This window comes from Rhodopseudomonas parapalustris (genome assembly GCF_053772255.1).
Genome location: NZ_JAMKBZ010000017.1, coordinates 77,224 through 90,370 on the forward strand (window position 1 = coordinate 77,224; position 13,147 = coordinate 90,370).

Genomic DNA, 13,147 nt, shown 5'->3' on the forward strand with positions numbered 1-13,147 from the left:
TGTGTCAGGCGCTCTCCCCGAGCGTCACGTCCGCCTGCCCCTCGAGATCGGCGATCTCGAGGTTGAGGTTACGACCGGTGCGGCCTTCGACGATTTCGTTGATCTTGCGCGCGATACTCGGCTCGCGCGCAATCAGCGCGCGCAAATCTGCTCCGTCCAGCACCAGCAGCCGCGTGCGCGACACCGCCTTGACCGTCGCAGAACGCTCCACCCGATTCAGAACGGCGATTTCACCGAAGAAGTGCCCGGTGCCGAGCCTGATCCGGCGGCCTTTGTCCTCGGGGCCGAGTTCGATTTCGATCTCCCCCTCGGCAATGAAATACATCGCGGTGGCGGGCTCGCCCCGACGGAACACGACTTCGCCGCGATCGATCTGACGTGCTTGAAGAAGCTGCATGATATGAGCGATGTCGCCGGCGGTGAGGTGCGAGAACAGCGGCACCCGCGCGACCATGCTCCAGTTGACGATGAAATCGCGCCGGTGGATCACCTCAGAGAACGCATTGGCGACGATACCGACAGGCAACGCGATCATGATCAGGCCGCAGATGATGGTGGCCGACGCGACCATCCGCCCTACCCCGGTCGCCGGCACGACGTCGCCATAACCGATCGTGCTGAGCGTCACAATCGCCCACCACATCGCATCCGGAATGGTGCCGAACTTCTCCGGCTGAACGTTGCCTTCGGCGATGTGCATCGCGGTCGCCGAGACCAAGGTCGCGCAGGCGAGGATCACCAGACAGGCCATCAGCGCCCGCCGCTCGCTTTCCAGCACCTCCAGCAGAGACCGCATCCCCGACGAGTAGCGCGCGAATTTCAGCACACGCAACACGCGCAGGATGATGAGCACGCGCAGATCGTCGAACCCGAGCATGGCCACCCACAGCGGCATCACCGCCAGGCAATCGACGATGCCCTGCGGGCTCAGCATGTAGGCGAGCCCAGCGCGTAGCGGGCTCATGTGGCGATAGGGAAGATGCTCCGGAGCGATCCAGATCCGGATGTAGTATTCGATCGAGAACACCACCAAGCAGATCAGCTCGATGCCCCGGAACACCACGGCGTAGCCGTCGCGCATCGCCGGCACCGACTCCGTCACGGTGACCGCGACGCTGAGCACGATGAAGAACACGATAAAGCGATTGACCGCTACGCCCATGCGCGAGGTCTGGGCCTGGGATTCCAGGATTTCGTAGCAGTAATGCCTGACTGCGAGATAGGCCGGCGTTTCGTCGCGCATTGGCGCCTCGGGTGGGATCCCGACGGGCGCGCGACGACGGCTCAACGGTTCAGGCCGCGGCGAGCGCGTCGAAGCGTTTCGGGTCCAGCACGCGCACGCCGTCCGGGACGATCACGATCAGTTTTTCCCGTTCGAGCTTGGTGAAGGTGCGGCTTACGGTCTCGATGGTCAAGCCGAGGAAATCGGCGATGTCCTGTCGGCCCATCGGCAGGCTGACGGTCTTGGTGACACCTTCGAGGCGGGCAAGCCGCTCCCGCCAACCGACCAGGAAGGCGGCGACCTTTTCCTCGGCCGAGCGCCGACCGAGCAACAGCATCTGGTCCTGCGCGAGGCTGAGTTCGCGGGTGGCGAACTCGTTCATGCGGAGCAGCATATGTGGGCGATTTTCGATGAAGCGCAGGAACGGTCCGCGGAAGAACTTGCAGACGGTCACGCCGCCGATGGAATCAGCCGAAAACGAGTACCGATTGCCGGGCGCCATGCCGAGGAAATCGCCCGGAAGCGCGAAACCGATGATCTGGCGACGGCCGTCGGGCAGCAGCTTGTACAGGCGGGCAATGCCTTCGACGAGGCTGTAGACCGAATCGGCGACCTCGTCCTCGGAGAACAGCGCCTCTTTCGGCCCATAGCGGACGTGCTGGGCGAGACGCTCGAATTCCTCGTGCTCGGCCGGGGCGAGTTCGCCGCAAATGGCCAACCCGCGCACCGCGCAATGCGTCTCACACCGAAATCCATCGCAGGTCGTGGTCGGGTAAGCGAGATGCGGCATCCATCACTCCATGCGGTCGCCAGACAGAACCAATCCTGGCGCGCATCGCCGTCGACTGACCGCCCCGTTGCGCCAGAAAAGCTAATATGTCGGCAAATCGTCAAGCCAGCTTGACACAGATCAAGGTCATGCCACGCCCCACATGCATCGTGCAAGTTGTTGTTGGATGACCTGTTCTACCGAGCGGACGGCTTGATGCGACGCCTTTTCGCCGGTGCGGCGATCCTAATGATGCTGGCAGGCCAAGGGTCTGCGGCAACCCCGTCGGAAAGGCGGGGCTTGGGCTTTGCAAAAGCGCATTGCGCGCGCTGCCATGCAATCGGGCGCTCCGGCAAAAGTCGGCTCGAACAGGCGCCGCCGTTCCGCACCCTGCACAAGCGGTATCCGATCGAAACGTTGGCCGAGGCGTTCGCTGAAGGCATCTATACCGGCCACCCGCGGATGCCGGCCTTCGAGCTCGATCCGAACGAGATCAACGACCTTTTATCGTACCTGAAGACCTTGGAGAGGTAGGCGGCCGACTGGTCTCCGACGCCGGCTCGGCCTCGGCACGGCCGGACGCGAGCGCCTGCGCGGCCCAGGGCACCAGCTCCTTGGCAATCGTATCGAACGATTTGTCGAACGCGGTGACCGCCGCAGCCGGCTCCGGTTTGTCCAGCGGCGTCGTCTGCTGAAACAGTCGCGCCGCGACCAGCTTGCCGTCCTTATCGATGATCTTGGCGCTGAAAGCGATCTCGGCGCGAAGGCGTTCGCCCTCGCCGATCACCTGGAAGCTACGGATATCGGTCAACAATTGATGGTCCGGCTGCACGGCATCGTTGGGGCGCATCGGAGCGTGGGCGATGTCGTAGTTTTCGAAGCTCTGGATCAGCTTTTCCTGCAACATCTTCGGAAGGCTGTCGCTCCATTGCGCACCGGCGAATGCCGGGACTTCGAGCCCGGGCGCGAGCAGCATTTTCTGGCTGTCGAACAGCACCACCGTGTTCGATTCCGGAATGGTGAGCTGTCCCTTGAGCGGCGGAGACGGCGGCGGGAATCCGCTCGCAGCCGACAGGTCGTACACCACCTTCTTGACCACCGGCTCGTTGGCGCCGGTCATCCGTTCGACGCCGCCGAGGATGCCGTCGAGCTTACCAGTCTTGCTCGACAGCCACTCCGAGAACGTCTTGAGATTCGCAATCGTGTCTTTCAGCGGCCCGGAGTTCTCGCCAAGCACGGTATCGACCTTGCGCAGCGCCTCGCGGGCGGCCTGGGTCATGCTCATCCCGGCGCCCGGCTCCGCGACCAGCGTGGTGGCGATCGCAGATCCGGTGAGCTGCTTGCCGCCCTCGAGAGCCACCACCGGCACGCCGGTCAATCCCTGGAAATCCAACCCGACCTTGGTGTCCGGCCGGACCGGCGTCGATGGCGCGACTGCAATGGTCACGTCGACGCGCCGCGGATCATCCGCCGCGAGCCCCAGCGCTGTGACCTCGCCGACGCGGATGCCGTTGAACAGCACCGCGGCGCCGACCAGCAACCCCGGCACCGGGTCGCGGAATTGAACGTGGTAGCTGGTGCGTGCGCCGACGCCCGAGGTGTTGTGCAACCAGAACACGAAGCCGAACACCGCGAAGATCGCTGCGAGCACGAACGCACCGACGATCACGAAAGGAGCGCGAGTTTCCATGGGCGTGGCGTCCTAGTCCTGTTTGGGCTGAAGCATCGCCGAGCGCTTGCCGTGGAAATAGGCCCGCACCCAGGGATGTTGGGATTGCAGTAAGTCGTGCATCGGCCCCACCGCCACGATCTTGCCGTCCGCCAGCGCGGCGACGCGGTCGCAAACGACGTTGAGGCTGGCGAGGTCGTGGGTCACCATGAATACGGTGAGCCCGAGCGTGGTTTGCAGGGTCTTGATCAACTGGTCGAAGTCACCGGCCGCAATCGGATCGAGGCCGCTGGTCGGCTCGTCGAGAAACACGATGCTGGGATCGAGCGCGAGCGCGCGGGCCAGCGCGACACGTTTGGTCATGCCGCCGGAGAGCTGCGACGGATATTTGTCCCAGTCGTCGGGCCCGATACCGACCATTTCCAGCTTGGCGGTGGCGATTTCGTCCTGCAGCTTCTCCGATATGTCGAGCATTTCGCGCAGCGGAAACTGCACGTTCTGCCGCGCCGTCAGCGATGAGAACAGCGCCCCCTGCTGAAACAAAATGCCCCAGGTCGCCGCCACCGACGCGCGCGCGCTGCCGAAGCCGCGCTCGGTGTCGTGGCCCATCACTTCGATGTGGCCGCTTTGCTTGGGGATCAGGCCGATGATCGTGCGCATCAGCACCGACTTGCCGCCGCCCGACGCGCCGACCAGTCCGAGGATTTCGCCGCGACGGACGTCGAGCGACAGATGATCGAGCACCGTCTGCCGACCGAAGCCGACCACGAGATCGGCGACGCGGATGGCGTAGAGTTCGGCGAGCGCGTCCATCGCTACATCCCGATCGAGGCGAAGAACACGGCGAACATCCCGTCCAGCACGATCACAAGGAAGATCGACTTCACCACGGACGTCGTGGTCTGCAAGCCCAGCGACTCGGCGCTGCCCTTGACCCGCAAGCCTTCACTGCAGGCGACGATGCCGATCACCAGCGCCATGAACGGCGCCTTCCACATCCCGACCTGGAACGAATTCAGCGACACCGCTTCATGAAGCCTGGCGATGAACACCGATGGCTGCATACCGCCATAGAACCAGGCCGTCAGCATGCCGCCATACAGCGCCGCCATCGAGCCGATGAAGGCGAGGATCGGCAGCGCGATCACCAGCGCGATGATCCGCGGCAGGATCAGCACCTCGACCGGATCGAGGCCCATGGTCGAGAGCGCGTCGATCTCCTCGCGCATCTTCATCGAGCCGAGCTCGGCCGTATAGGCACTGCCCGACCGCCCGGCGACCATGATCGCGACGATCAGCACGCCGATCTCGCGCAGCACCAGGATGGCGACCATGTCGACGACATACGACTCGGCGCCGAACTTTCGGAAGTGGAAGATCCCCTGCTGCGCGATGATCGCACCGATCAGGAAGGTGATCAGCACCATGATCGGGATCGCCTGCCAGCCGACCCGGTAGACCTGGTAAGTCAACGAGGTCAGCCGCAGCGAGCGCGGCCGGCGTAGCACGCCGAGCAGCGCGGTGCCGAGCGCGCCGAGCATCTCCAGGAACACTGCGATATCGGCTGTGGCGCTCCAGGCGGAGCGGCCGATCTGATCCAGCTTGGCGATGATCGGATTGGGTTTCGGATGTGGCGTCGGTCCACGCCGATTGAGCTGCCGCACCTCGTCGATCAGTTCGGCGTAATTGCCGGAAATGCCTTTGAACTGGGCCGTGCGGCCGGCTTGCGCGGCGCTACGCGACAGTCTTTCCAGCACCCAGGCGCCGATGGTGTCGATCTCACCGATCTCCGCCATGTCGATGGTCAGCGACTTCGCCGCGGCGATCTGCGGGGCCACGCCGTCGGACAGGCGCTCCATCGACTTGCTGTTGGTCGCAATCCAAGCCCCGGTCGGCTTGAGCTCCAGCGTATCACCATCGGTGTGGGCATCCAGGACAGGCGCTACGCTCACGGCTGGTCCCATCCGGTGTCGAAGGCCAGCATGTGCTGCTCCGTTTCGATTCGCGCCGATCTGTTGCGGCGCACAGTCTGCGTCTCGTGCCTCGATTGATGCAAATCAATTATGGTGCTTCTGCGCTGAAGCAGCATTGCTTGCAACGACAGGAGCGAAACAATGACCAAGGCTACGCCCTCCACAATCCTCAACACCTCGTTGCCGGCATGTTTCCGCCAGATCAGGCTCGAACTCGCACGCGAACCTGGACATCCCGAAGGCGAAGCCAACATCGCCTACGTGATCATCGCTCCGCTCGATGCCGACGACCGGATCGACCCGGAGATCTGGAAGAAGCACCGCGAAGCCTGCCGGGTGTCACGGCAGCGGCCGCATCAGCCGGACAGCCTCGGCCATCTGGTGCATCGTCCCGGCGGATCATGGGCATTTCAATATGACAGCGATGCGAAACTGCCCGACGAAGCCGGTTATCACTTCGCCGACGAACGCTTCGTCCAGGGCGAATACGTGTCGCTCCGCGAGGAAGGCGACATGCATACGTTCCGCGTCGTCGCGGTCAGCCGACTGTAGCGGTCAATAAGCCAGCAGGTCGTCACGCCGAATTGGCGGCGCGCGCGGCTTCTTCGGTCAGCGGCAGCCGGACGTTGAGAATGTCCGGCTCCGACGCATCGGTCTTGGTCTCGAAGCCGAGATCGCGGCACATCCGCAGCATCGCGGAGTTTTCGCGCAGCACCTGGCCGCAGACATAGTGCAGCCCTTCGGACCGGGCGTATTCGATGATCAGCTTCATCAACGCCCAGCCGAGCCCTTTGCCCTTCAGGTCGGAGCGCAGCAGGATGGCATATTCGCCGCTCTCGTAGATCGAATCCGAGTGGATGCGGACCACGCCGAGCATCTCGCCGGTGATTTCATCAAACGCCACGAAGGCCATCGCGCGGGCGTAGTCGATCTGCGACAATCGCGCGATGAAAGCGTGGCTGAACTCCTTCATGGCCGCGAAGAACCGCAGCCGCAGATCCTCTGGCGTGACGTGCTTGAGCAATTCGTGGATCGCCGGTTCGTCGTCCGGGCGGATCGGCCGGGCCAGCACGCGCCAGCCGTCCTTCACGGTCAGATGCCGCTCCCATTCGGTCGGATACGGCTTCACCGCGAAATGGACGTTGCCGCGGCCGGCAAACCTGCGCTCCGGCGGGCGTACCACGACGCGTGCGTCGATCGCCACCACGCCGGTTTCGTCGGCGAGCAATGGATTGACGTCGAGTTCGCGGATCTCCGGCAGGTCCGCCGCCATCTGCGACAGCTTGACCAGCGCCAGAGCTACCGCGCTGCGCTTGACCTCCGGCACATCGCGATAGGCACCGAGCAGCTTCGACACGCGGGTGCGCGCGATCAGCGACTCGGCGAGCGGCAGATCGAGCGGCGGCAGCGCCAACGACCGGTCGTCGATCAGTTCGACGCCGGTGCCGCCTTGGCCGAAGGCGATCACCGGACCGAAGGTCGGGTCGTCGGCGATGCCGATGGTGAGTTCGCGCGCCTTCGGCCGCAGAATCATCGGCTGCACCATCACGCCGTCGAGGCGCGCATTCGGCCGCAGCTTGGCGGCGCGCGCCAGGATGTCGTCGACCGCGGCGCGGACCGCTTCGACGCTGGTGAGATTGAGCACGACCCCGCCGATATCCGATTTGTGCGGGATGTCGCGCGACAGCACCTTCACCACCACGGTGACGCCCTGCGACAGGAACGACGACGCCCACGACACCGCCTCTTCGGCGTTGGTCGCCGCCAGCGTCGGGATCATCGGAATCTGATAGGCCGCGAACAGACCGCTGATCTCCAGCGGATCGAGCCAGGAGCGGCCTTCGCGCAGCGCCTTCTCGACGATCGCGCGCGCGGTTTCTGTATCGGGCTCGAAGTCCTTCGGGAGGGACGGCGGCACTTCGGTGAGAAGCTGCACCGCCTCGCGGTAGCGCACCATGTTCATGATGCTGCGGACCGCGTCGTCCTCGGTCGGATAGTTCGGAATCGAGGCGGCGTCGAAGCCGTGGGTGACCGCCTCCTCGGCCCCGACCCAGACCGCAAACACCGGCTTGAACAACGTGCGGCGGACCCGCTCCTCACCGACCACGCGGATGACTTCGCGCGCGATATCACCGGGCGAGGCTACCGCCGTCTGCACGTTCATCACCAAAATGGCGTCGTTGTCCGGATCGGCGAGCAGCATCGACAGCGTCGCCGAATAACGCTCGGCGTCGGCATCACCTGTGATGTCGATCGGATTGAAGCCGGACCAGGAAGTCGGCAGGATCGCATCGAGCTTCTTGTGCAGATCGGCCGACAGCGCCGCCGGTTCGCCGCCGAGCTCGACCAGCCGGTCGACCGCCAGAATGCCGATGCCGCCGCCATTGGTGAGGATCGCGACCCGCTTGCCGCGCGGCGCGCTAACGCGGCCGAGCGTTTCGGCGCAGTCGAACAGTTCGCGCAGGTCGTACACCCGCAACATGCCGGCGCGTCGGAACGCCGCTTCGTACACCGCATCGGCGCCCGCGAAGGCGCCGGTGTGGGTCGCCGCGGCCTTGGCGCCGTGCGCCATCCGCCCCGACTTCACCACCACCACCGGCTTGACCCGCGCAGCAGCGCGGGCCGCCGACATGAACTTGCGAGCGTCGGTGACGGCTTCGATGTAGAGCAGGATCGCGCGGGTCTCGATATCGGCCGCGTAGAAGTCGAGCATGTCGGCGATATCGACGTCGAGCTGATCGCCGATCGAGACGATGCCGGAGAAGCCGATCTCCTTCACCGCCGCCCAATCCACCATGCCGGCCGCGATCGCGCCGGATTGTGAGATCAGCGCCAGATTGCCCCGCCGCGGCATGTGGGCGGCGAAGCTGGCGTTGAGATTGACGCCGGGAATCATGATGCCGAGACAGTTCGGACCGATCAGCCGGATGCCGGACTTGCGCGCGGCGCGATTGGCCGCTTCCGCATAGGAGCCTTTGCCGCGCCCCATCTCCGAACTGATGATGATCGCGCCAGCGACGCCGAGTTCGCCGGCTTCGGCGACGACCTTGGCGACCGAGCGCGGCGGCGCAGTGATCACGATCAGATCGGGAACGAACGAGAGCTGCGCGAGCGAGCCGACGGTCTTGAACCCGCCAATTTCCGGATAGCGAGGATTGACGACGCCGATGGCGCCTTTGAATCCCGCCTCGCGCAAATTGGTGAGGATTGCTCGGCCGAGCGATGCGGGACGCGGACTTGCACCGACCACCGCGACCGCACCAGGCGACAGGAGAGTGTTCAATCGATAGGTCGACATCTCACCTCGACACCGGCCGGCCAGCAGCGAACGGCAGCCGTCTCTCCATCCGGAACGCGCGGGTGACTGTGTACGACAGATACGGCGTCAAGCCAACGCCAGCGGAGCGCGGCGGAGAGACGCGCACCGATCGATCCGTCAGCGTACCTTGGTGAAGCTCGCCAGCGCCTTGATGACGTCCTCACGCGAGATGATGCCGTCCAGTTTACGATCGGCATCCAGGACCGGGATGCTGCGCGTCTGGTGTTCGACCATCAACTGGAGGACCCGAGTGAGCTTGGTATCGGAGTGCACGTAGAGGAAATCCGCCGACATCACGTCGCCGACCGACCGATTCATCAGGTCGTCGTAATGCGGCAGCATCTGGGTCGGGTGGAACGCGAAGCAGCTCAGAAAATCGTACTTGGTCACCATGCCGATGACACGCTGATCCTCCACCACCGGATAGGCGTTGAAGTCGTCGTGCTCGAACTTGTCCTCCAGCTCGCGCATGGTCAGCTCGCGCGAGACGGATTTCACCGCTCGCGTCATATGGTCGGCAACGGTTGCCTCTAGAAACTTGTACAAGACCGGACCCAATCACTTGGAAATTTCGCCGACGATCTGCAGCGTTCCGATGGCGGTCCTGCTAATCGTCGTTGGCCTGCAAATTGACCGCAGCTCTGGCGAATTGAATTGATCAAGGTCAAACAGGCGCCAATTCGCAGCAGCGCCGCTTTTCGTATAACAATGCGCACGATCTGCCCGTCCCACTGCATGTTCGGAATGCAGCGTGATCCATCCTCGGACAGTTCCTCGATCCCCTAAGTAGTAGTCCCGATGCCCGAGACCAACGTCACGGCCCACAAATCCCAGCAACAGGAAGTCTTCGACTTTCTCCGCCATGGCGGCGACGATCGCCCCTCCCCGGCGGTGCAGATCGACACCCACGGCGCGGCGGTCTTTCTCGAGGGAAACCGGGCACTGAAGATCAAGCGGGCGGTCAAATTCCCGTTTCTGGACTATTCGACGCTCGCTCAACGCAAGACAGCCTGCGAACAGGAACTCGAGGTCGGCCGCCGATTCGCCCCCACCATCTATCGCCGTGTCGTTCCGATCACACGCACTGACAAGGGAGCGTTACAGATCGGCGGCGACGGCCCCGTGGTGGAGTGGGCGGTCGAAATGACACGCTTCGACGACAAAGCAACGCTTGATCATCTCGCCCACGCCGGCGCACTCGGCCCCGAGCTGATCGACGCTGTCGCCGACACGATCGCTGCATCGCACCGCGCCGCGCCGCTGGCGGCGAGCGAGCCCTGGGTGGCGTCGATCGAACCGATCCTGGCCGACAATACCAACGAACTCGCTGCGGGCGGCTATGCCGCCGCCGATGTCGCGGCACTGGATCAGGCCAGCCGCGCCTGTGCGGCGCGGCTTCGGCCGCTGTTGGAGCGGCGCGGTGCCGCGGGCCTCGTACGCTGGTGTCACGGCGATCTGCATCTCGCCAATATCGTGATCATCGACGGCAAGCCGATGCTGTTCGACGCCATCGAATTCGATCCGGCCTTCGCCTCGGTCGATGTGCTGTACGATCTCGCCTTCCCGCTGATGGACCTGCTGCACTACGGCCGCAGCAGCGACTCCGCACAACTTCTGAACCGTTATCTGGCGGTGACGCCCGAGGACAATCTCGACGCCTTATCGGCACTGCCGCTGCTGCTGTCGATGCGCGCAGCGATCCGCGCCAAGGTGTTGCTGGCACGGCCCGCAGCCGACGACGCGACCAAGCGCTCCAACAGGAGCACGGCCGATTCCTATTTCGCACTAGCGCTTCGGCTGATCGCGCCGCCGCCTCCCAGGCTGATCGCGGTCGGCGGCCTGTCGGGCACCGGCAAGTCGGTGCTGGCGCGCGCGTTGTCCGGTCACGTCCCGCCCCTGCCGGGTGCCGTGCTGCTGCGCTCCGACGTGGCGCGCAAACGACTGTACGGCGTCGCCGACACCGAGCGGCTGCCGGCGACCGCGTACACGCCGGACGTCACCGACACGGTGTATCGCGGCCTCGCCAAGGACGCCGCGCGCGTGTTGAAACAAGGGCATTCGGTGATCGTCGACGCGGTGTTCGCCAGACCCGACGAGCGCCAGGCGATCGAAGCCATCGCGACCGAGCTTGCCGTGCCGTTTCATGGGCTGTTTCTCACCGCCGATCTCGACACCAGAATCGCGCGGGTCGCCGGCCGCACCGGCGACGCATCCGACGCGACGCCGGCGATCGCCCGGCAGCAGCAGAGCTACGCGCGTGGCGTGATCGGCTGGACCGAAATCGATGCGTCCGGCACGCCGGCCGACACACTCGACCGGGCCCTAATGGCGTTGCCCGAGGCCGCTCAGGTCTGCAGCACGTAGCTGCCGGGCGCGTTCGGGAGCGCGCCCGGATCAACCTCCGGCAAGCCGATCCGAGGCGGCGCAGCCGGTTCGCCGGAGCGGGTGCCGAGCCAATGCACCCATTCGGTCCACCACGAGCCCTCGGCATGCGGCGCCTGCTGCAGCCAATCGTCCGGGCCGACATAGGGATCGTCGGCCAACTTGGTCATCACCTGATAGCCGTGTGCCTTCGGCGACGGCGGCGAGACGATGCCGGCATTGTGGCCGCCGCCGGTCAGACAGAAGGTGATATCGGCGTCGGCGAGCAGATGAATCTTGAAGGTCGAGCGCCACGGCGCGACGTGATCACGCTGGGTGCCGACGACGAAGATCGGTGTGTGGATGTCCGACAACGCGATCGGCCGGCCATCGACGGCGTAGCGGCCTTCGGCCAGGTCGTTGTCGAGGAACAGCTTGCGTAGATACTCGGAGTGCATCCGATACGGCATCCGGGTGGCGTCGGCGTTCCACGCCATCAAATCATTCGGCTCCGAGCGCACGCCCATCAGATATTCGTGCACCAGCCGCGACCAGATCAGATCGTTGGAGCGCAGGATCTGAAACGCCCCGGACATCTGGGTGGTGTCGAGCACGCCGCGATTCCACATCATGTCTTCGAGGAATGCGACCTGGCTCTCGTTGATGAACAGCGTCAGCTCGCCGGCCTCGGTGAAGTCGGTCTGGGCGGCAAACAATGTGATCGATTTCAGCCGGTCGTCGCCGTCGCGGCCCATCGCGGCCGCGGCGATCGACAGCAGCGTGCCCCCGAGACAATAGCCGACCGCATGAACCCGACGCTCGGGCAGGATCGCGCCGATGCTGTCGAGCGCGGCCGTCACCCCGAGCCGGCGATAATCTTCGAGGGAGACCTCGCGATCCGCGGCAGTCGGATTGCGCCACGAGATCATGAACACGGTGTAGCCCTGCTCGGTGAGATACTTCACCAGCGAATTGTGCGGCGACAGATCGAGAATGTAGTATTTCATGATCCACGCCGGCACGATCAGGATCGGCTCCGGCCGCACCGTCTCGGTCGCGGGCGCATATTGGATCAGCTCGATCAGATTGTTGCTGTACACCACCTTGCCGGGCGTCACCGCCACGTCCTTGCCGACGACGAAATCGTGCCTCGGCTCGTGCGCCATCAGTTCGAGCAGGTCCTCCCACCAGTTCCGGAAGCCATCGGCGAGATTCCGCCCTTCGGTGGAGACGGTGCGGCGAAGCACTTCCGGATTGGTGAGGGCGAAGTTCGACGGCGCCCAGACGTCGAGCATCTGCCGAGTGGCGAATTCGACAATCTTCTCGTTCTGCTCCGAAACCCCGCGGATGTCGGTGGTGGCGGCGTGCCACCATTGCTCGGCCAGCAGGAAGCCCTGAGCCATCAGGTTGAACGGCTGCTCTCGCCATTCCGGCGCGGTGAAGCGGCGGTCCTGTGGCTGCGGTGCGATCAGCGACCACGGCGCGGACTGATCGAGCGCGGCCTCGCCGAGCTGCGTGGCGCGCCGCAGCGCGTCGCTCACAAGATCCATTCGGTGGGTCGGCGCCCAGAACAAATGCGACAGCCAATCGGCATAGGCCAGCGTCAGCGCGGTCGGCGACAGCCCGCCGGTCAATGGCGCAAGCGTCGCATGCAGTGTGCGATCACTGTCGTTGGAGCGGCTGAGCGGTGCCGGCGGCCGAGCCTGCTGCGGCGGAACGGCGCTCTGCACCTGAGGAGAAGTCTGCAACATCGTCACCTCGTCGCGGCCTTCGCAGGGAAGGCCGCGCTATCTATCGGGCATTCTCGACCGGATTTGGGCGCCACGGCACCCCC

At 64.7% G+C, this 13,147-nt stretch carries 11 protein-coding genes; 3 read left to right on the plus strand and 8 right to left on the minus strand.

The window, feature by feature from the left end:
* Positions 1 to 4: 4 nt before the first annotated feature.
* Both M9H71_RS15915 and aadR read right to left on the minus strand, forming a co-directional pair.
* Positions 5 to 1,243: a cyclic nucleotide-gated ion channel gene (locus tag M9H71_RS15915; RefSeq protein ID WP_455405933.1), complete on the minus strand. Its 1,239-nt coding sequence runs from the start codon at positions 1,241 to 1,243 to the stop codon at positions 5 to 7.
* Positions 1,244 to 1,292: 49 nt separating this feature from the next.
* On the minus strand, positions 1,293 to 2,012 hold the full coding sequence (gene aadR / locus M9H71_RS15920; RefSeq protein WP_455405934.1) for a transcriptional activatory protein AadR: 720 nt from the start codon (positions 2,010 to 2,012) through the stop codon (positions 1,293 to 1,295).
* 195 nt (positions 2,013 to 2,207) lie between these two features.
* Between aadR and M9H71_RS15925 the strand changes: the two genes are divergently transcribed.
* Positions 2,208 to 2,525 (plus strand): c-type cytochrome, encoded by a 318-nt coding sequence (locus M9H71_RS15925; protein ID WP_455405967.1) that lies wholly within the window; start codon positions 2,208 to 2,210, stop codon positions 2,523 to 2,525.
* On the opposite strand, the gene M9H71_RS15930 is transcribed toward M9H71_RS15925, so the two are convergent.
* Genes M9H71_RS15930 through M9H71_RS15940 form a run of 3 tightly spaced genes read right to left on the minus strand, consistent with a single transcriptional unit; the run spans position 2,485 to position 5,624 of the window.
* Complete coding sequence (locus M9H71_RS15930) at positions 2,485 to 3,681, minus strand: ABC-type transport auxiliary lipoprotein family protein (RefSeq protein ID WP_455405935.1); 1,197 nt, start codon at positions 3,679 to 3,681, stop codon at positions 2,485 to 2,487. The two genes, M9H71_RS15925 and M9H71_RS15930, sit on opposite strands and share 41 nt — an antisense overlap.
* A 12-nt stretch (positions 3,682 to 3,693) precedes the next feature.
* Positions 3,694 to 4,473: an ABC transporter ATP-binding protein gene (locus tag M9H71_RS15935; RefSeq protein ID WP_455405936.1), complete on the minus strand. Its 780-nt coding sequence runs from the start codon at positions 4,471 to 4,473 to the stop codon at positions 3,694 to 3,696.
* Between the two features lie 2 nt (positions 4,474 to 4,475).
* Positions 4,476 to 5,624, minus strand: a complete 1,149-nt coding sequence (locus M9H71_RS15940; RefSeq protein WP_455405937.1) for an MlaE family lipid ABC transporter permease subunit — start codon at positions 5,622 to 5,624, stop codon at positions 4,476 to 4,478.
* Between the two features lie 150 nt (positions 5,625 to 5,774).
* On the opposite strand from M9H71_RS15940, the gene M9H71_RS15945 reads away from it, so the two are divergent.
* The gene (locus tag M9H71_RS15945; protein WP_455405938.1) at positions 5,775 to 6,185 is read left to right on the plus strand and encodes a hypothetical protein; all 411 of its coding nucleotides are present in this window, start codon (positions 5,775 to 5,777) and stop codon (positions 6,183 to 6,185) included.
* Positions 6,186 to 6,207: 22 nt separating this feature from the next.
* Here M9H71_RS15945 and M9H71_RS15950 read toward each other — a convergent pair whose 3' ends face one another.
* Together M9H71_RS15950 and M9H71_RS15955 are read right to left on the minus strand one after the other, a co-directional pair.
* Positions 6,208 to 8,931 carry a bifunctional acetate--CoA ligase family protein/GNAT family N-acetyltransferase gene (locus M9H71_RS15950; RefSeq protein ID WP_455405939.1) on the minus strand — a complete coding sequence of 908 codons (2,724 nt, stop codon included), beginning with the start codon at positions 8,929 to 8,931 and terminating at the stop codon, positions 6,208 to 6,210.
* 138 nt (positions 8,932 to 9,069) lie between these two features.
* Positions 9,070 to 9,498: a CBS domain-containing protein gene (locus M9H71_RS15955; RefSeq protein WP_455405940.1), complete on the minus strand. Its 429-nt coding sequence runs from the start codon at positions 9,496 to 9,498 to the stop codon at positions 9,070 to 9,072.
* A 252-nt stretch (positions 9,499 to 9,750) separates the two neighbouring features.
* On the opposite strand from M9H71_RS15955, the gene M9H71_RS15960 reads away from it, so the two are divergent.
* Positions 9,751 to 11,316 carry a bifunctional aminoglycoside phosphotransferase/ATP-binding protein gene (locus tag M9H71_RS15960; protein WP_455405941.1) on the plus strand — a complete coding sequence of 522 codons (1,566 nt, stop codon included), beginning with the start codon at positions 9,751 to 9,753 and terminating at the stop codon, positions 11,314 to 11,316.
* Here the strand turns inward: M9H71_RS15960 and M9H71_RS15965 are convergent.
* Positions 11,298 to 13,064, minus strand: coding sequence for a PHA/PHB synthase family protein (locus M9H71_RS15965; RefSeq protein WP_455405942.1), 1,767 nt, complete (start codon positions 13,062 to 13,064; stop codon positions 11,298 to 11,300). The two genes, M9H71_RS15960 and M9H71_RS15965, sit on opposite strands and share 19 nt — an antisense overlap.
* Between the last annotated feature and the right edge of the window lie 83 nt (positions 13,065 to 13,147).

Coding starts and splice junctions, on each gene's coding strand:
- M9H71_RS15925 (WP_455405967.1), top strand. CDS start 2,208: ATGCGACGCCTTTTCGCCGGTGCGGCGATCCTAATGATGCTGGCAGGC.
- M9H71_RS15965 (WP_455405942.1), bottom strand. CDS start 13,064: ATGTTGCAGACTTCTCCTCAGGTGCAGAGCGCCGTTCCGCCGCAGCAG.
- M9H71_RS15940 (WP_455405937.1), bottom strand. CDS start 5,624: ATGGGACCAGCCGTGAGCGTAGCGCCTGTCCTGGATGCCCACACCGAT.
- M9H71_RS15960 (WP_455405941.1), top strand. CDS start 9,751: ATGCCCGAGACCAACGTCACGGCCCACAAATCCCAGCAACAGGAAGTC.
- M9H71_RS15950 (WP_455405939.1), bottom strand. CDS start 8,931: ATGTCGACCTATCGATTGAACACTCTCCTGTCGCCTGGTGCGGTCGCG.
- M9H71_RS15930 (WP_455405935.1), bottom strand. CDS start 3,681: ATGGAAACTCGCGCTCCTTTCGTGATCGTCGGTGCGTTCGTGCTCGCA.
- M9H71_RS15935 (WP_455405936.1), bottom strand. CDS start 4,473: ATGGACGCGCTCGCCGAACTCTACGCCATCCGCGTCGCCGATCTCGTG.
- M9H71_RS15915 (WP_455405933.1), bottom strand. CDS start 1,243: ATGCGCGACGAAACGCCGGCCTATCTCGCAGTCAGGCATTACTGCTAC.
- aadR (WP_455405934.1), bottom strand. CDS start 2,012: ATGCCGCATCTCGCTTACCCGACCACGACCTGCGATGGATTTCGGTGT.
- M9H71_RS15945 (WP_455405938.1), top strand. CDS start 5,775: ATGACCAAGGCTACGCCCTCCACAATCCTCAACACCTCGTTGCCGGCA.